At 65.2% G+C, this 17,091-nt stretch carries 16 protein-coding genes and 1 pseudogene; 11 read left to right on the top strand and 6 right to left on the bottom strand.

Going from position 1 to position 17,091, the window contains the following annotated elements; all coding sequences use genetic code 11:
• Positions 1 to 18: 18 nt before the first annotated feature.
• The 8 genes and pseudogenes from D6M19_RS31930 to D6M19_RS31965 all read left to right on the top strand — a co-directional run.
• A pseudogene (locus D6M19_RS31930) lies at positions 19 to 147 on the top strand (ABC transporter permease); the annotation flags it as partial.
• Between the two features lie 4 nt (positions 148 to 151).
• Positions 152 to 1,528 (top strand): MCE family protein, encoded by a 1,377-nt coding sequence (locus D6M19_RS31935; RefSeq protein WP_123029313.1) that lies wholly within the window; start codon positions 152 to 154, stop codon positions 1,526 to 1,528.
• 51 nt (positions 1,529 to 1,579) lie between these two features.
• Positions 1,580 to 2,605, top strand: coding sequence for a virulence factor Mce family protein (locus D6M19_RS31940; RefSeq protein ID WP_268812348.1), 1,026 nt, complete (start codon positions 1,580 to 1,582; stop codon positions 2,603 to 2,605).
• Positions 2,602 to 3,918, top strand: coding sequence for an MCE family protein (locus D6M19_RS31945; RefSeq protein WP_123029343.1), 1,317 nt, complete (start codon positions 2,602 to 2,604; stop codon positions 3,916 to 3,918). The genes D6M19_RS31940 and D6M19_RS31945 overlap by 4 nt, the downstream gene beginning before the upstream one ends.
• The gene (locus D6M19_RS31950; protein WP_123029314.1) at positions 3,918 to 5,231 is read left to right on the top strand and encodes a virulence factor Mce family protein; all 1,314 of its coding nucleotides are present in this window, start codon (positions 3,918 to 3,920) and stop codon (positions 5,229 to 5,231) included. Before D6M19_RS31945 ends, D6M19_RS31950 begins: the two co-directional genes overlap by 1 nt.
• Before the next feature lie 35 nt (positions 5,232 to 5,266).
• A complete protein-coding gene (locus D6M19_RS31955; RefSeq protein WP_407665431.1) occupies positions 5,267 to 6,385 on the top strand; it encodes a virulence factor Mce family protein in 1,119 nt (372 codons plus the stop codon).
• 1 nt (position 6,386) lies between these two features.
• Positions 6,387 to 7,844 (top strand): MCE family protein, encoded by a 1,458-nt coding sequence (locus tag D6M19_RS31960; RefSeq protein WP_123029316.1) that lies wholly within the window; start codon positions 6,387 to 6,389, stop codon positions 7,842 to 7,844.
• Positions 7,845 to 7,906: 62 nt separating this feature from the next.
• Entirely contained in the window at positions 7,907 to 9,079 is a 1,173-nt protein-coding gene (locus D6M19_RS31965; protein ID WP_123029317.1) for a hypothetical protein, read from the top strand.
• Positions 9,080 to 9,082: 3 nt separating this feature from the next.
• On the opposite strand, the gene rfbC is transcribed toward D6M19_RS31965, so the two are convergent.
• From rfbC to D6M19_RS31995, 6 genes are read right to left on the bottom strand one after another with little or no spacing between them, the layout of a single operon-like run.
• Positions 9,083 to 9,685 (bottom strand): dTDP-4-dehydrorhamnose 3,5-epimerase, encoded by a 603-nt coding sequence (rfbC, locus tag D6M19_RS31970; RefSeq protein ID WP_206428691.1) that lies wholly within the window; start codon positions 9,683 to 9,685, stop codon positions 9,083 to 9,085.
• A 1-nt stretch (position 9,686) separates the two neighbouring features.
• The gene (rfbB, locus tag D6M19_RS31975) at positions 9,687 to 10,673 is read right to left on the bottom strand and encodes a dTDP-glucose 4,6-dehydratase (protein ID WP_123029319.1); all 987 of its coding nucleotides are present in this window, start codon (positions 10,671 to 10,673) and stop codon (positions 9,687 to 9,689) included.
• A 24-nt stretch (positions 10,674 to 10,697) separates the two neighbouring features.
• Entirely contained in the window at positions 10,698 to 11,549 is an 852-nt protein-coding gene (locus D6M19_RS31980; protein ID WP_123029320.1) for an LLM class F420-dependent oxidoreductase, read from the bottom strand.
• Positions 11,550 to 11,559: 10 nt separating this feature from the next.
• Entirely contained in the window at positions 11,560 to 12,405 is an 846-nt protein-coding gene (locus tag D6M19_RS31985; protein WP_123029321.1) for an LLM class F420-dependent oxidoreductase, read from the bottom strand.
• A gap of 59 nt (positions 12,406 to 12,464) precedes the next feature.
• Positions 12,465 to 13,970 (bottom strand): ATP-binding protein, encoded by a 1,506-nt coding sequence (locus D6M19_RS31990; RefSeq protein WP_123029322.1) that lies wholly within the window; start codon positions 13,968 to 13,970, stop codon positions 12,465 to 12,467.
• A gap of 14 nt (positions 13,971 to 13,984) precedes the next feature.
• The gene (locus D6M19_RS31995; protein ID WP_123029323.1) at positions 13,985 to 15,688 is read right to left on the bottom strand and encodes a response regulator; all 1,704 of its coding nucleotides are present in this window, start codon (positions 15,686 to 15,688) and stop codon (positions 13,985 to 13,987) included.
• A 128-nt stretch (positions 15,689 to 15,816) separates the two neighbouring features.
• Between D6M19_RS31995 and D6M19_RS32000 the strand changes: the two genes are divergently transcribed.
• The 3 genes from D6M19_RS32000 (at position 15,817) to rpmJ (ending at position 17,083) form a co-directional block, all read left to right on the top strand.
• Entirely contained in the window at positions 15,817 to 16,410 is a 594-nt protein-coding gene (locus tag D6M19_RS32000) for a hypothetical protein (protein ID WP_123029324.1), read from the top strand.
• Positions 16,411 to 16,706: 296 nt separating this feature from the next.
• Positions 16,707 to 16,928 carry a translation initiation factor IF-1 gene (gene infA, locus D6M19_RS32005; protein WP_003418601.1) on the top strand — a complete coding sequence of 74 codons (222 nt, stop codon included), beginning with the start codon at positions 16,707 to 16,709 and terminating at the stop codon, positions 16,926 to 16,928.
• Between the two features lie 41 nt (positions 16,929 to 16,969).
• Positions 16,970 to 17,083, top strand: a complete 114-nt coding sequence (gene rpmJ, locus D6M19_RS32010; RefSeq protein WP_003879483.1) for a 50S ribosomal protein L36 — start codon at positions 16,970 to 16,972, stop codon at positions 17,081 to 17,083.
• Positions 17,084 to 17,091: the final 8 nt, after the last annotated feature.

Raw genomic sequence — 17,091 nt, forward strand, 5'->3', positions numbered from 1 at the left:
AGATGTGTGTAAGAGGCAGGGCCGGCGGGGGTGGGCGAGGCCGTGGGCCGGGCCGTGCGTGCCTCGATGGTCATCGCGTCCATCTTGATCGTGATCATGACGCTCGCCATTTATGGCCAGTCCGGCGACTTCCACTTGGCCGGCTAGTGGCATGAAGCGCAGGGCAGGAACACACCGCATCGCCAGTGCATGGTGGACGCTGATCTTGTTGACGGCCATCGTCGTGTTCTTGTTCGTAACCGCGGTGTCGTTTCGGGGCACGTTCAGGTCGTATGTGCCCGTGACGCTGTCATCGGATCGAGCAGGGCTGGTGATGGAGACCAACGCCGACGTCATGATGCGCGGTGTCCAGGTCGGCCGGGTCAGCCGGATCGGCGGCGGGACGGACCGGGCCAGTCTGAGCTTGGAGATCGACCCGGACCAGATCCGCTACATCCCGGCCAACGTGGGGGCCCAGATCAGTGCGACAACCGCGTTCGGCACCAAGTTCGTCGAGCTGGTGTATCCGCCGAACCCGAGCCCCAGCCGGCTGGCCGCCGGCGCCGTGCTGCATTCGAAGAATGTCAGCACAGAGATCAACACGGTGTTCGAAAACGTGGTCGAGCTGCTCAAGCTAGTTGATCCGCTGAAGCTGAACGCGGTGCTGACCGCAGTGGCCGACGGCGTGCGCGGACAGGGCCAGCGGATGGGCCAAGCCACCACAGATCTCAATGAGGTCTTGCTGGCCCTTAACGCGCGCGCCGAAACCATCGGGGGGAACTGGCGCTCGCTCAAGAACTTCACCGACACTTATGACGCCGCCGCCCACGACATCGTGGCCATTCTGGACGCTGTCAGCACCACCGGCGCTACCGTCACCAACCACGCGGCCGCACTGGATGGACTGCTGCTGAACGTCACCGGTTTGTCGGAGGCCGGCACGAACCTGCTAGCCACGAGCAAGGACGATTTCGTCGAGGCGGTCAACACCCTCGAGCCCACGACGAACCTGTTGTTGCAGCACGCCCCCGTGTACACGTGCTTCCTGAAGGGCACCACGTGGTATCTCGACAACGGCGGCTATGCGGCGTGGGGCGGCGATGGCCGCACACTTCAGCTCGACGTCGCCTTGTTGATGGGTAACGATCCCTACGGGTACCCGGACAATCTCCCGATCGTTGCCGCCAAGGGCGGACCCGGCGGAGCGCCAGGGTGCGGGTCGCTGCCGGAGGCCGGCAAGAACTTCCCGGTGCGCCAGCTGATCACCAACACCGGTTGGGGGACCGGCATGGACATCCGGCCCAACCCTGGCCTCGGGCATCCCTGCTGGGCGAACTACTTTCCAGCGACCCGCGCCGTGCCGGAGCCACCCAGCATTCGCCAGTGCCTTCCAGGTCCGGCGATCGGGCCGGTTCCCTACCCAGGGGCGCCGCCGTATGGCGCGCCGCTGTACGGGCCGGGCGGGGCGCCTTTGTGGCCGGGAGTCCCCCCGGCGACCCCAGGACCGGGCCCGGCGCAACTCGACCACAACGGGCAGGCCCCACCGTGATCGCCATTGTCATCGTGGCCGTCGACGATCCGCACCAGCAGGAGGTAACCCGTGGCTGACCTCAGGGGCATCATCTGGCGCCTCGGCATCTTCATGGCTGTATGCCTGTTCGTCGCGTTCCTGACGCTGGCGATCTTCGGGCAGTTTCGCTTCGGCGCGGGCAACAGCTACTTCGCCGAGTTCACCAACGCCTCCAATCTGAGGAAGGGCACGATAGTGCGGATCGCCGGGGTGGAGGTCGGCAAGGTCGACAACGTCTCCATCAACCCCGATGCGACGGTGCGGGTGGAGTTTTTCGCCGACAAGTCCGTCGTGCTCACGCAGGGCAGCCGGGCGGTGATCCGGTATGACAACCTGTTCGGTGACCGCTACCTGGCACTGGAGGAAGGCACCGGCGGAGTCAAGACACTGAGTCCCGGACAGACCATCCCGCTGACCAACACCCAACCCGCGCTGGATCTGGATGCGGTGATCGGTGGCTTCAAGCCGCTGTTTCGGGCGCTGAACCCGCAGCAGGTCAACGACCTGACCCAGCAGTTGATCGAGGCGTTCGAGGGGCAGGGCCCCGCGATTGGCCCTTTCCTGCAGCAGGCCGCGGTGGTGACAAATACTTTGGCCGACCGTGACCTGCTGATCGGGCAGGTCATCGACAACCTCAACGTGGTGCTGGGGTCGCTGGGCGGGCAGAGCGACCGGCTGGACAAAGCCGTGACCTCGCTTTCTGAGCTGATTGGCAAGCTGGCCGAACGCAGGACCGATATTTCCAACGCGGTGGCCTACACCAACGCCGCCACCGGTTCGCTCGCCGACTTGTTGGCACAGGCCAGGGCGCCGTTCCAAAAGGTGGTCGCCGAGACCGACCGGGTAGCGGGGATCGCCGTGGCTGACCACGATTACCTCGACAATCTGCTCAACACGCTGCCGGACCGGTACCAGGCGCTGGTCCGGCAGGGCATGTATGGCGACTACTTCAGTTTCTACCTGTGCGACGTGGTGCTCAAGCTCAACGGAAAGGGGGGCCAGCCGGTGTATGTCAAGGTGGCCGGTCAGAGCACGGGGCGGTGCGCGCCGAAGTGAAGTCATTCTCCGAACGCAGCCCGTTGCTTATCGGCGCCGTCGGCGTCGTGACAGTCGCCGTGATGGTGCTGGCCGCGCTGCAGTACCAGAACCTGCCCTTCCTCAACTCGGATAGGGAGTACTCGGCCTATTTCGCCGACGCCGGCGGGCTGAACACGGGTGCGGGTGTCGAAGTCTCCGGCTATGTGGTGGGCAACGTCTCGGCCATCGAACTCGACGACACCGGCGTGCTTGTCACATTCAAGATCGGTACCGATGTGCGGCTGGGCGACCGCACCGAGGCCGCGATCAAAACAAAGAGCCTGCTGGGCGCCAAGATCGTGGACGTGACCCCGCGTGGGGGCGGCCAGCTCGATGGTGCCATTCCGCTCGAGCGCACGGTTTCGCCGTACCAGCTGCCCGATGCCCTCGGTGACTTGGCCACCACGATCAGCGGCCTGAACACCGGCCAGCTGTCGGACTCGTTGGCCACCTTGGCCGAGACCTTTTCGGCCACCCCACCAGATCTGAAGGATGCAGTGGCGGGCGTGGCGCGCTTTGCGCAAACACTCGACACTCGCGACGCTCAACTTCGCACGTTGCTGGACAACGCAGCCCAAGCGACCGGGGTGCTGGCCAAACGCACCGACCACATCGTGAGCCTGGTTAAAGACACCAATGCGCTACTCGCGCAGCTGCGGACACAAAGCGCGGCGTTGGATCAGATCTGGGCAAACATCTCGGCGGTGTCGCGGCAGCTACAGGGGTTCATCGCCGAGAACCGGCAGCAGCTGCGGCCGGCGCTGGACAAGCTCAACGGAGTACTGGCGATCGTCGACGGCCGCAAGGAGCGCGTGCAGCAGGCCATCAAACTGATCAACACCTACGTCATGTCGCTTGGTGAATCGCTTTCCTCTGGCCCGTTCTTCAAAGCCTATGTGGTCAACCTCTTCCCTGGTCAGTTCGTGCAACCGTTCGTCGACGCGGCGTTTTCGGATCTGGGATTGGATCCGGCCACGTTGCTGCCCTCAGAGCTGACCGACCCGCCGACCGGCCAGCAGGGGACCCCGGCGTTGCCGGTGCCCTACCCGCGCACTGGCCAGGGTGGGGAACCGAGGCTGCATCTGCCCGACGCGATCACCGGCAACCCCGGTGATCCGCGCTATCCCTACCACCAACCGCCGCCGCCCCCACCGCCCGGCGGCCCGCCGCCGGGGCCGCCGGCGGCTGCCCCGCCCGAGTCGGCCTCCACGCCCGAGCCGACTCCCTCTCCGGTATACGTGCCGGCCCCTGGCGAGGCGCCGCCCGTCCAGCAACCGGGAGTCCAGCCGTGATGTGGTCGAAGCGAACCGCCCGCGTCGTCATGGCGATGGCACTGGTGCTGCTGTTGGTTGCGGGCCTGTTCGTCGCGGTACGCATGCCCGCACAGATCGCCCGAACGACGGTAGTGGCCTACTTCGAGAACAGCACCGGGGTGTTTGCCGGCGACCACGTGCTCATTCGAGGCGTGCCGGTCGGCACGATCGAAGCCGTCGAACCGCAGCCCGAGCGGGCCAAGATCACCTTCTGGTTCGACAGCGCGTACAAGGTCCCTGCCGATGCCAAGGCCGTGATCCTGGCACCGCAGCTGGTAACCGGCAGGACAATCCAGCTCACACCGCCCTACACCGGCGGACCGACGATGGCCGACGGCGCGGTGATCCCCGACGACCGCACCGCGGTGCCCGTCGAATGGGACGACCTACGCGACCAACTCGAGCGCCTGACCGAACTGCTCAAGCCGACAACGCCCGGTGGCGTGAGCACGCTGGGTGCACTGATCAACACCACCGCAGACAACCTGCGCGGGCAAGGCTCTACGATCCGCGACACCATCATCAAGCTGTCGCAGGCGGTGTCGATCCTCGGCGACCACAGCAACGACATCTTCGCCACGTTCAAGAACCTCTCGACGCTGGTGTCCGCATTGAGCGACAGTGCCGATCTGCTCGAGGCACTCAATCACAACCTGGCGGACGTGACCTCGCTGCTGGCCGACGACCCAAACAAGGTCGGTCAGGCGGTCGAGGACCTCAACACGGTCGTGGCCGACGTGCAAAACTTCGCCGCCGACAACACCGAGGCGATCGGCACCGCGTCGGACACGATGGCCTCGATCACCCGCGTACTGGTTGACAGCCTCGACGACATCAAGCAGACGCTGCACATCGCCCCGACGGTGTTGCAGAACTACAACAACATCTACGAGCCCGCCAACGGTTCACTGACCGGCGCGCTGGCCATCAACAACTTCGCGAACCCGGTCTCGTTCCTGTGTGGTGCAATACAATCGGCATCCCGCCTGGGTGGCGATCAATCGGCGAAACTGTGCGCGCAGTACTTGGCGCCCATCGTGAAGAACCGCCAATACAACTTCCCGCCGTTGGGAGAGAACCTCGTCGTCGGCGCGCAGGCCCGGCCCAACGAAGTCACCTACAGCGAGCCATGGATGCGGCCCGACTACGTTCCGCCGGCAGCCGATCCGCCGCCGGGCGTCCCCTTGGCCGCCGAAGCGTCTGACCCTGCCGCGGTCTTCACCGCGCCGCAGGTTACCGACCCCATCGAGGGGCTCCCCGGCATGATGGTGCCTCCCGGAGGTGGCCCGTGACACGGCGACGCTCCCGGCGCGTGGCCGCCAACCTGATGATGGTCCTGCTCGTGGCCGCGATACCCGGCTGTGGCTGGCGCGGGCTCAATTCGCTGCCCCTGCCCGGCACCCAGGGCACCGGCTCGGGCTCTTTCCTGATCCAGGCGCAAATGCCTGACGTCAACAACATTGAGCCGAACTCGCGGGTGCGTGTCGCAGACGTAACCGTCGGTCATGTCACCAAAATCGAACGCCAAGGGTGGCATGCGTTGCTGAGCATGCGTCTGAACGGTGACGTCAAGCTGCCCGCCAATGCGACCGCCAAGATCGGCACAACCAGCCTGCTGGGTTCCTTGCACATCGAACTTGCGCCGCCAACAAACGAACCTCCACAAGGCAGGCTGGGAGACGGCTCGGTCATTCCGCTGCCGCAAGGCGGTGCCTATCCGAGCACCGAGCAGACACTGGCGACGCTGTCGATGGTGCTCAATGGCGGCGGGCTGGGCCAGGTACAGGACATCACCGAGGCGCTTTCCACCGCGTTTCGGGGCCGCGAGCAAGACGTACGGAGCTTGATCACTCAGCTGGGCGAATTCACCACCCACCTCAACGACCAGACCGGCGACATCATCGCGGCCACCGACAGCCTCAACAACCTGGTCGGGAAATTCGCCGTACAGCAACCCGTCCTGGATCGGGCGCTGGCCATCGTCCCCGACGCGCTGGCAGTGCTCAACTCCCAACGGGACGACTTGGTCAAGGCGGCCGATGGGCTTGGCAAGTTCAGCGCCCTGACCGTCGACACGGTCGATCAGACCAAGGACAACTTGGTGAAGGAGTTGAAGCAAATCGGACCGGTGTTGGAGTCGCTGGCCAACGCCGGTCCCAGCCTGACGCGATCCCTGAGCCTGCTTGCCACCTTCCCCTTTCCGAATGAAACCTTTGAAAACTTCCAACGCGGTGACTACGCCAACTTGACCGCCATCGTCGACCTCACGCTCAGCCGCATCGACCAAGGAATCTTCACCGGCACCCGATTTGAGTGCGACCTGACCGAGCTCGAGCTGCAGTGGGGCCGAACCATCGGCCAGTTCCCCAGCCCCTGCATGTCTGGCGGCCCGAACGGCCCCGGCAACCCGCTGGCCATCCCCTACCAGTGGGACCAGGGCCCCTAGCATGCGCTTGAGCCGACGGATAAGAATTCAGCTGACCATCTTCACGGTCGTCATGGTTGTCACGGTTGCGGTGATGGCGCTGCACTTCATCAACCTGCCCGCCATGCTGTTCGGCGTCGGCCGGTACACCGTGACGATGGAACTGCCGAAGTCCGGTGGGCTATACAAATCCGGCAATGTCACATATCGCGGTACGAAGGTCGGCCGGGTGGAATCGGTGCGTCTGACCGAAACCGGCGTCGAGGCGGTGCTGTCGCTGACATCCGGCATCGACATCCCCTCAGACCTCGAAGCCGAGGTTCACAGCCAATCCGCGGTCGGTGAATCCTATGTCCTGCTGCTACCCCGTAACGGCGCCTCGCCGCCGCTGAAGAACGGCGACGTGATTGCCCTGGCCGATACCTCCGTGCCGCCGGACGTCAACGCTCTGCTCGCCGCGGCAAGCACCGGTCTGCGGGCCATCCCCCGCGACAACCTCAAGACCGTGATCGACGAGTCCTACACCGCAGTAGGCGGGCTCGGCCCAGAGCTATCCCGCGTGATCCAAGGCGCATCCACCCTGGCCATCGACGCTCGCGAGAATCTCGACCCGCTTACCACGCTGATCGATAACGCCCAGCCCGTGTTGGATTCGCAGACCACCACCTCCGATGCGATTCAGGCGTGGGCATCGCAACTGGCCACGGTGACCGCCGAATTGCAGACCCACGACGAGGCGGTCGCCGGCGTCATAGCCAAGGGCGGCCCAGCGGCCGCGGAGGTGCGCCAACTGGTCGAGCGGCTGGCGCCCACCTTGCCGATCCTGTTGGCCAACCTCGTCAGTGTCGGGCAAGTAGCGCTCACCTATCAAAACGACATCGAACAGCTGCTGGTGGTGTTCCCTCAAGCCATCGCCGCCGGACAGGCCGGCATCCTCGGCAACCTCAACACCAAGCAGGACTACAAGGGCCAATACCTGAGCTTCAACCTGAACCTCAACCTCCCGCCACCCTGCACCACGGGGTTTATGCCGGCGCAGCAACAGCGCGTTGCCGCGCTCGAGGACTATCCACAGCGGCCGGCCGGTGACCTCTACTGCCGCACACCGCAGGATTCGCAGTTCAACGTGCGCGGCGCCCGCAACATCCCCTGTGAAACCGTGCCAGGAAAGCGCGCGCCCACGGTCGCGATGTGCGAGAGCAACGAGCAGTACGTGCCGCTCAACGACGGGGTCAACTGGAAGGGAGACCCGAACGCCACGCTGTCCGGCCAGCCGATTCCACAGCTGCCTCCCGGGCAAGCACCTCCCGCAGCGGCTGCGCCCGCGCCCGAGGCGCCGCCGCTGGCTGTGGCCGAATACGACCCGGCCACCGGTGGCTATGTGGGCCCCGACGGCCGCCACTACACCCAGGCTGACCTGGCGCGCGGCGCTACCGCGGGCAAGTCGTGGCAGACGATGCTGCTGCCGCCCGGTGAGTGAGAAGTCTTGCGTTGTCGGGGGTGCGCGCCCGCCATAACGTATGCGTCAATTACCGTCTTCGCATGGGGACACCAAGCACATATGTAACCGCCGTTGTAGCCGGCGCCATCACGGCGGGCCTCGGGGCAGCGAACGCGGTCGCGGTACATGAGCCCGACGAATCTGTGGCGATCGCCGAAGCGGACCTGGCCGCCGTCACGATCCCGATCATCGATTTCGATGAGACGGTTGGCCCGTTGACAGTCTGGCGGGAACTCGCTATCCAGGCGGGCACCAACCCCCTTCTGCTTGGGCTCATCCAAAACGCCGGGAACACGTATGACCTGCCTGGATTGACCACGACAGTCGACTCCAACACCAACTGGCTGGTTCAGGCCGTCCGCCAACCCGGCGAATACATCGATTTCGGGTGGGACTCGGCGCGGGGACAACTGGGCTCTTGGGGTCTTCTCGGCATCGCGAGTGGATCGGACGCCACCGACACCAGTCGATCGATCCATTTCAAGCCGCTTCTCGGTGGATCCGGGGGTATCGGTGCATCGCTTTACGGCACCCTGGCGGACGCCTCAGTCACGCGCAATCTGTCGCTGTTCGACAGTGGAGTCAACGTTGTCGGACAGCGGACTGTCGGCGATTTCAACGGCGAACTGGCGCTGATGCCATTCGATGGGTTCAAGGTCGTAGGCGAAGGCACCGCCATTGACGCAAATCCCGACGTCGACTTCAACCTCGGGTCTTTGGCAGGCTCCGCGGGTGGGCATGGCAATCTTAGCGGCGATGTCGGACTCTGCTTGGGTTCGGCGCAAGCGAGCTGTGGTGGTAGGACCGCGTTCCTCACGGTCGGCGCGCCAGTAAGCGGCGGCCTGCAGCTCGGCGGAACGAACATCATTTCGGGAGACTTTTCGACCAACAAGGTTGTCGCTGAGCTGAAGGACGGCCAGCTCTCCGTTGAAGGCGCGATCGGTGGCACCGTCAAGGTCGGCTCCATCTCGATCGGGCGCCCGATCCCGATCGACATCCAGATCCCGCGCACGGCATCGACGACGTCCTCGAGCAGCAACCGGCAGACGCAAACCGTGCGGGATTCGTTCATGGCCGTGCCGCGAAAGTCGGCCTCCGACAATGAAACCGGCGGCCGACATCACGCTCCGTTGCGCGAAGCAGCCACCGACATCAAGGCCGCAGTCGACAACGCGGTGAGCGGGAAGCACGCGGCGAAGGAAGCCGACGACTAGAGCCTATTCGCGGCGGCGGAGGTCTTCGACGAACGCCGTGGCCTCATCCCACGTCGGCAGCAGGCCCGCGGCCTTGACCTCGTCGAGCGTCGGCGCATCGGCGTCGCGGTCGGAGAGCGCGTGATCAGTGCCGGGCCAACGGATGGCCAAGGCCGGATCGGTGGCCCGGATGGTGTGTTCACGGGCCGGGTCGTACCCCGCCGAGCAGAGGTACATCACCGTCGAATGTTCGTATAGCGCTTGGAAGCCGTGCGCTAAGCCTTCGCTGATGTACACCGAACGGCGGCTGCGGTCGTCGAGCAGAACCGAGTCCCATTGCCCGAAAGTCGGTGAGCCGACCCGGATGTCGACAACGACATCGAAGACGGCACCGCGCAGGCACGTCACGTACTTCGCCTGGCTCGGCGGCAGCTGCGCGAAATGCAGCCCCCTAAGCACGCCAGCCGCCGACACCGAGCAGTTCGCCTGGCGCAGATCCAGTCGATGCCCGGTGAACCCGTGGAACGCGGCATCGGTGAACCACTCGTAGAAGACGCCGCGGTCGTCGGCGTGCTGCTGCGGGGTGATTTCCCACGCGCCGGGGATGGCTAGCTCGCGCACTTGCACGTCACTGGCCACGCATCTGATAGGTGGATTCGACCTGTTCCTTCAACGGACGCCACCACGACTCGCTATCGCGATACCAGTCGATCGTCGCGCTGAGGCCCTCTTGGAAGTCGGTGCGCCTGGGTTTCCACCCGAGCTCATCGCACAGCTGTGACGGGTCGATCGCGTAGCGCAGGTCGTGACCGACACGGTCGACGACATGATCGAAATCGTCAGGGTCGCGGTCCATCAGCGCCAGTATTGTCCGCATCACCGAAAGGTTGTCGCGTTCACCTTCTGCGCCAATCAGATACGTGCGCCCGATCTGACCGTCGGTAAGAATCCGCCACACCGCGCTGTTGTGATCGTCGACGTGGATCCAGTCACGAACGTTGGTGCCTGCGCCGTACAACTTCGGGCGCCTGCCGGTCAGCACGTTGGTGATCTGGCGCGGGATGAACTTCTCCACATGCTGGTATGGCCCATAGTTGTTGGAGCAGTTGGAAATCGTCGCGCGCACGCCGTAGGACCGCACCCAGGCGCGCACCAACATATCGGCGGCGGCCTTCGTGGACGAGTACGGGCTCGACGGGTTGTACGGTGTCGCGGCGGTGAACCGGGCCGGTTCGTCCAGCGCCAAATCCCCGTACACCTCGTCGGTCGAGATGTGGTGCAGCCGCACCCCGTGCCTGCGCACCGCCTCCAGCACCGTGTAGGTGCCGATCACGTTGGTGTGCAAGAACGGTTCGGGGTCGGCCAGCGCGTTGTCGACGTGTGTTTCCGCGGCGAAATGCACGACGGCGTCGGCCTCGGCGACAAGCTTCGTCACCAACTCCGCGTCGGCGATGTCGCCCTGCACGAGGCGGATGTCGTCGTCGACCGGTGCCAGCGATTCGCGGCTGCCTGCATAGGTGAGTGCGTCGAGCACCGTCACCGCATGCTCACCTACCGCGCCGTGCACGAAGTTGGCGCCGATGAACCCAGCGCCCCCCGTGACCAGCAACCGCATGGACCTACCGTAACGGTCGGCCTTTCAGCCCGTCAGCCCCAACGGCCCGGCAAGCTCCTTGAGCGTCGGCAGCAGCTTGTCCTCGCCGCCGAGCACCTGGATCGTGACGTGATCCGCCCCGGCCTCCAGGTGCTGGTTCAGCCGGGCCGCGATGTCGTCGGGCGTGCCGTAGGCGACCAGCGCGTCGATCAGCCGGTCGCTGCCGGGCTTGGCGACGTCCTTGTCGGTGAAGCCGAGCCGCTTCCAGCTGTTCAGGTAGTTGCTCAGGTTCAGGTAGAAGTCGACGGTTTTCCTGCCGATCTCGCGCGCCTCGTCCACGTCGGTGGACAGCACCACCTTGTGCTCGGGTGCCAAATATACTGTGGGACCGATTAATTCGCGGGCCGAGCCGGTGTGCTCCGGCGTCGTCAGGTACGGGTGCGCGCCCGCGCTGCGTTGCGCGGCCAGCTTGAGCACCTTCGGCCCGAGCGCCGCGATCACCAGTCGGCTGGTGGGCACCTTGGCGGCGTCCAGCGCGTCGAGGTAGGAGACCAGGACGTCATAGGGCTTGCGGTACTCGTCGGTGTGCTCGGGATGACCGATGCCGATACCGAGCAGGAACCGGCCCGGGTAGGCGTTCTCGACACGGTGGTAAGCCTCGGCGACCTCCCCGGCGGGGGCCGTCCACACGTTGACGATGCCGGTGGCCACCTGCAGCGTCTCGGTTTGCTCGAGGATCGGCTCGACGTAGTTCAGGTCACCCGCAGGCGACCCGCCGATCCACAGGGCGCCGTAGCCCAGCTTCTCGATCTCGACGGCCTGCTCGGGTTTGGGGGCGCCGAACGTCCACACCCCGAAACGGCCGAGGTCGGGTTTCAGGCTGACGGAGTCGGTCATGGATGTCCCCTCATTGAAGTCCAAGCGGTCCCGCGAGTTCGGTGAGCGCGGGCACGAGCTTGTCAATACCCGTCAACACCTGAACCGGAACATGGTCGGCGCCTGCGGTCAGATGCTCGGTGAGCCGCGCCGCGATGGCGTCGGTGGTGCCATATGCGATCACCGCGTCGACCAGCGCATCACTACCCGGCTTGGCGACGTCGGCATCGGTGAAGCCGAGCCGCTTCCAGTTGTTGAGGTAGTTGGCCAGGTTCAGGTAGATCTCCAGCGCCTTGCGCCCGGTGGCGCGGGCCTGCTCGGCGTCGGTGGTCAGCACCACCTTGTGCTCGGGGGCGAGGAATGCGTCGGGCCCGATCAGCTCGCGCGCCTGTGCAGTGTGCTCTGGCGTGGTCAGGTACGGGTGTGCACCGGCGCTGCGGCGCGCCGACAGCTTGAGCACCTGCGGGCCGAGCGCCGCGACCACGATGCGGTCCTTCGGAACCCCGTGCTGGTCGAGTTCATCGAGGTAGTCGCTCAGCGCGTCGTAGGGCTTCTTGTATTCGGTGTGCGCCTCTGGGTGGCCGACGCCGATGCCGAGGAGGAACCGGCCGGGGTAGGCCTTCTCGATGCGGTGGTACGACTCGGCGACCGGCCCCGCTGCCGCGGTCCAGATGTTGACGATGCCGGTGGCCAGCGCCAGGCTGTCGGTGGCCGCCAGGATGGGGTCGATCCACTCCAGTTCGGCGGGGGGCGATCCGCCGGCCCAGATGGCTCCGTAGCCGAGGGCCTCGATGTCCTTGAGCTGCTGCGGGGACACCTGCTTCCACAGCGAGTAGTGGCCGAACACGCCGAACTTGCCGAGCTGAGGTTTCGTCATGGTGGGGTCAACCTCGGCTCTGTAGGTGGCTATTCCGATAGGCGCGCGATGATTGGAAACTATTCGGTTCCGGCCGCCGACAGCTCACCGGGTGTCGGAGTCAGTGGGGGCGGCGCGACCAGCGGCAGGCACACGATGAAACGCGTATCGCCAGGCTTGGACTGCACCGACATGTTTCCGCCGTGCTTCTCGACGACGATGCGCCATGCGAGGTCGAGTCCGAGGCCGGTGCCCTCGCCGAACGGCTTGGTGGTGAAGAACGGCGTGAAGATGCGACCGATGATGTCCTCGGGGATGCCGGGGCCGTCGTCGCAGATCTCCACGCGGATCATCTGGTCGTTCTCCCGCGCCGTGCGAATGATCAACGTGCCCTTGCCGTCCATCGCCTGGATCGCGTTGTCGATGATATTCGTCCACACCTGGTTGAGATCGCCTGGGTAACACTGTAATTCGGGCAGCGTCTTGTCCATGTCCTTGATGATCGTGACCGGCCTGCCCTTGCCTTGGTAACCGACCTTGTCGCCGAACATCATGATCGTGCTGCGCAGCAGTTCGTGGACGTTGGCGCTCTGATACGCGCCGCGGTCCATCTGCGAGTACTGCTTGGCGTCGGCGAGCAGTGCCGAGATGCGCTTGCTGGCCTCGGCGATCTCGTTCATCCGCAGTTCGTTGTCGATGGTGTACTTCAGCCACCCGATCGCACTCTGCAACGACGCTGAGGCGTCGACGTCGTCGACCAGCGACGACACCCGCTCCAGCCAGTCGGTGTCCAGCCCGGCTTCCACGAAGGTCGGCGCATAGTCCCAGGCGCCCGCGATTTCGTGGTCCTCCAGCCAGTCGCCGATCTGGTCCTCGCGGTCGGACGCCTCGAGGGCGGAGAGCTCCAGGTCCTTGTTCTTGGCCACCTGCTCGGCGACCTGGTCCTGGATGTTGACAAGGACGCGCAACGCCTCGGGCGTGAACTTGGCTTCGGCCACCATCGCCAGCTTGTGCCGCATATGGCCAACACCTTCGCGGAGATCGGCGACGGCGCGGGCGGTCGCGGCGGCCGGGTTGTTCAGCTGATGGGTCAGCCCCGCGGTGATGGTGCCGAGCGCCAGCAGCTTCTCGCGCTGCCCGATGATCTGGCTCTGCCTGCGACCGCCGACCATGTGGCCCTCCAACAGGTGCACGGCCATCGGGAACTGGGTCTGCATGAAGCCCGCGAACGCGTTGGCGTCGAGGACGAAGCAGCGCGACGGCTTGCTCAGCCGCACGCTCGCCTCGTAGATGTGCTCCTCACCCGGCACATACGCCGACCACGCGCCGAAGTACACCCCGCGTTGCGACGTCTTGTTGGTCTGGATGTCGACCCCGCCGGAGCGCTTCGACATCACCAGTTCGCCGTCGATCATCACGTAGAAGCAGGTCGCCGGTTCACCCTCGACGACAAGTGGTCCAGCAGGGAAGGTCTCGATGCTGCCCGCCTCACACAGGATGTCGAGCTGCGCGTCGGTGAGGTGCTCGAACAGGAACAGCGTGCGAAGCTCGTCGCGCAGACATTCCCCGCCCGTCTTCGAGCCCATGGGAACCGTCCTCTCTAGGCTTCCGCCAAGTACCTGTGCACCAACATCACTGCCATCGATCCTTCGCCGACGGCGGCCGCAACCCGCTTCGCGGACTCCGAACGCACGTCTCCTGCAACAAACACACCCGGCACACTTGTTTCCAGGTGATGCGGCGGCCGGTCGAGCGTCCAGCCGCTGACCTTCATCACGTCCGGACCGGAAAGCACAAAGCCGTAATCGTCGCGGGCTATTCCCGCTTCCTCCAGCCAGTCGGTGCGTGGCGTGGCCCCGATGAAGCAGCACATCCGGTCACAGTTCACGGTCTCGGTCTGGTCGGTCCGCTTGTCGAGCAGCTCCAAGCCGGACAGGTGGCCGTCGGTCGCGACGGTGTTGACGACCTCGGTGCAGGTCCGGACCGTGATGTTGGGCGACTTCTGGATCCGGTCGACGAGATACTGCGACATGCCCGCCTCCAGTGAAGGCCCGCGGATCAACATGGTGACCGACTTGGCCGTCTGCGCCATGTACATCGCGGCCTGTCCTGCCGAGTTGGCGCCACCGACGATGAAGACGTCTTCGCCTGCGCATTCGCTGTTATCCGACACCGAGGCGCCGTAGTACACGCCCCGGCCGATGTAGTTGCAGCTCGGATCGTCGGGGTCGTCCCAGCACCCCGTGATCTGCAGCTGGCGGTAGTCGACGCCGGTGGCGAGGATGATGGCGCGCGCGCCGATGGTGTTGTCCTCGTTGAGCTGAATGGAATGGGCGGCGCCGACGCCGTTGACGCTGAGCTTGCCCGCCTCCTGGGTGGTGATGACCTCGGCGCCGAAGCGTTCGGCCTGCCGGCGCGCCGACGTGGTGAGCTCGGCACCCGAGACGCCGGTGGGAAAGCCCAGGTAGTTCTCGATCTTTGAGCTGCGGCCGGCCTGCCCGCCGGTGGAGGACTTTTCGACCAGCACCGTCTTGAGCCCCTCCGAGGCGCCGTACACCGCGGCGGCCAGGCCCGCGGGCCCGCCGCCGATCACCGCGAGGTCATACATCTGGAGCTGCGGACTGGTCGACAGGCCCAGCATGGTGGCCAGCTCGACGTCGGTCGGCTCGACGAGCGTCTCGCCCTTCTCGGTGATGACGACCGGCAGCCGGGTGTTGTCGAGGCCTGCGGCTTCGAGTAGTTGCTGACCTTTGGGCTCGTCGGCGTTGACGGCGCGGAACGAGTATTGGTTGCGCGCCAGGAACTGCCGCACCTCCCACGAGCGCTCGCTGTATCGGTGCACGATGACCTTGGTGTAGGGCATCGCGCGGTCGCCCACCGACTGCCACTCCTCGAGCAGGCCGTCGATGACCGGGTAGAGCTTCTCCTCGGGCGGATCCCATGGCTTGAGCAGGTAGTGGTCCAGGTCGACGACGTTGATGGCGTCGATGGCGGCGTGGGTGTCGGCGTACGCCGTGAGCAGCACCCGGCGTGCCAGCGGGAAGAAATCCATCGCCTTCTCGAGGAATTCGATCCCGCTCATCTGCGGCATTCGGTAGTCGGCGACGAACACCGCCACGGTGTCGCCGCGCAGCTTGAGTTCTTTGAGAGTCTCGAGGGCATCTGCACCGGACTCGGCCCGCACGATGCGGTACCGCTCGCCGTAGTGTCTGCGAAGGTCGCGGGCGACCGCGCGGGACACTGCAGGGTCATCGTCGACTGTCAGGATTGCGGGTCTTCTTGCCTGATTTCCGGGTTCAGTCATCGCGTTCAATTATGCGCTCGCTGTCCAGCCGATAAAGTCGAGGTCAGTGGGCCCATGGGACCGAGGTCCGTCCCGATGGGGACGACATGCCCTAGTCGGGCGTCGGCGGTACCGGCGACGATCGACCGGTGACCGATCCTGTGACAGACCGCATGCTGATCGAGTCGGCGATGCCCCGATTCGACGCCGTGATCGCCGAACGCACCCTCGTGCGCGCGGATGCGGCGACCGTTTTCCACGCTGCTCGCACGCTCGACTTCCTCACGGTCGCGACCCCACTGCTCACCGCGTCGATGTGGGTCCGGGGTCTTCCGGAACGCTTGCGTGGCAGGCACGCGCCACCGCCACCACGGTTCACCCTCGACGCCGAGATGGCATTGCCAGGCTGGCTGCTGCTCGGTGAGCGACCGGGACGCGAGGTCGCATTCGGCGCTGTCGGCAAGTTCTGGAAACCCACCATCGAGTGGCGGGATGTGTCGCAGACCGACTTTCCCGGCTTTGCCGAACCCGGGTGGGGGAAGATCGCGGCGAACTTCTCCGTCGAGTCCCTCGGCGAGCAGACCTCGCTCGGTTACGAATGCCGGACGGTCACGACAGATCCGACCTCGCGGCGGCGATTCCTGCGCTACTGGTGGCTGGTGCGGCCGTTCGTCGGCCACATCATGCGCGCGACCCTGGCCAAGATCAAAGCCGACGCCGAGGCCGCGGCCGCACGCCACTGAGCGGGCGCGCCGTAGACGACCAGAGACCACCGGATTAACCTTGATCGGCAGCGCCGATCGGCCCTCGGGGAGCCCTGCGCCGCCCGTCGCGCAGTGATTTTGGGGCACGCCGCCGAGCAGGTAGTATGGACAAACGGTGCGGCATCCGCGCCGGCTCTTGCGTGCCCCTGTTCTGGAATTTCTAGCTACCGGCTCACGTTTTGTAGTCGGAGCGAATATTGCGCCTGCAAGATTTGTCGCCGCTCGCGGCGGCCGGCGCCAACGATCAGAAGGACACGGAGGATCTCCGAAAAATAATGGCCAAGAAAGACGGTGCCATCGAGGTCGAGGGCCGCGTGGTCGAACCTCTGCCCAATGCGATGTTCCGCATTGAGCTGGAGAACGGACACAAGGTGCTCGCCCACATCAGCGGCAAGATGCGGCAGCACTACATCCGCATCCTGCCCGAGGACCGGGTGGTGGTGGAGTTGTCTCCCTACGACCTGTCCCGGGGCCGCATCGTTTATCGGTACAAGTAATCCGCTTAACAGCACGAGAGAAAGAACAGGATCGACAAGCCGTGAAGGTGAACCCGAGCGTCAAGCCCATTTGCGATAAGTGCAGGGTGATCCGTCGGCATGGGCGGGTCATGGTGATCTGCTCTGATCCGCGTCACAAACAACGCCAGGGCTGACTCAAGTC

Origin of the sequence: Mycolicibacterium stellerae (assembly GCF_003719305.1) — a bacterium.
In the GTDB taxonomy this organism is placed as follows: domain Bacteria; phylum Actinomycetota; class Actinomycetes; order Mycobacteriales; family Mycobacteriaceae; genus Mycobacterium; species Mycobacterium stellerae.

What these genes read in the sequence shown, in the direction of transcription:
- D6M19_RS31960 (WP_123029316.1), top strand. Translation starts at nt 6,387, where the DNA reads ATGCGCTTGAGCCGACGGATAAGAATTCAGCTGACCATCTTCACGGTC.
- D6M19_RS31995 (WP_123029323.1), bottom strand. Translation starts at nt 15,688, where the DNA reads ATGACTGAACCCGGAAATCAGGCAAGAAGACCCGCAATCCTGACAGTC.
- D6M19_RS31980 (WP_123029320.1), bottom strand. Translation starts at nt 11,549, where the DNA reads ATGACCGACTCCGTCAGCCTGAAACCCGACCTCGGCCGTTTCGGGGTG.
- infA (WP_003418601.1), top strand. Translation starts at nt 16,707, where the DNA reads ATGGCCAAGAAAGACGGTGCCATCGAGGTCGAGGGCCGCGTGGTCGAA.
- D6M19_RS31990 (WP_123029322.1), bottom strand. Translation starts at nt 13,970, where the DNA reads ATGGGCTCGAAGACGGGCGGGGAATGTCTGCGCGACGAGCTTCGCACG.
- D6M19_RS31935 (WP_123029313.1), top strand. Translation starts at nt 152, where the DNA reads ATGAAGCGCAGGGCAGGAACACACCGCATCGCCAGTGCATGGTGGACG.
- D6M19_RS31955 (WP_407665431.1), top strand. Translation starts at nt 5,267, where the DNA reads ATGATGGTCCTGCTCGTGGCCGCGATACCCGGCTGTGGCTGGCGCGGG.
- rfbB (WP_123029319.1), bottom strand. Translation starts at nt 10,673, where the DNA reads ATGCGGTTGCTGGTCACGGGGGGCGCTGGGTTCATCGGCGCCAACTTC.
- D6M19_RS31985 (WP_123029321.1), bottom strand. Translation starts at nt 12,405, where the DNA reads ATGACGAAACCTCAGCTCGGCAAGTTCGGCGTGTTCGGCCACTACTCG.
- D6M19_RS31965 (WP_123029317.1), top strand. Translation starts at nt 7,907, where the DNA reads ATGGGGACACCAAGCACATATGTAACCGCCGTTGTAGCCGGCGCCATC.
- D6M19_RS31950 (WP_123029314.1), top strand. Translation starts at nt 3,918, where the DNA reads ATGTGGTCGAAGCGAACCGCCCGCGTCGTCATGGCGATGGCACTGGTG.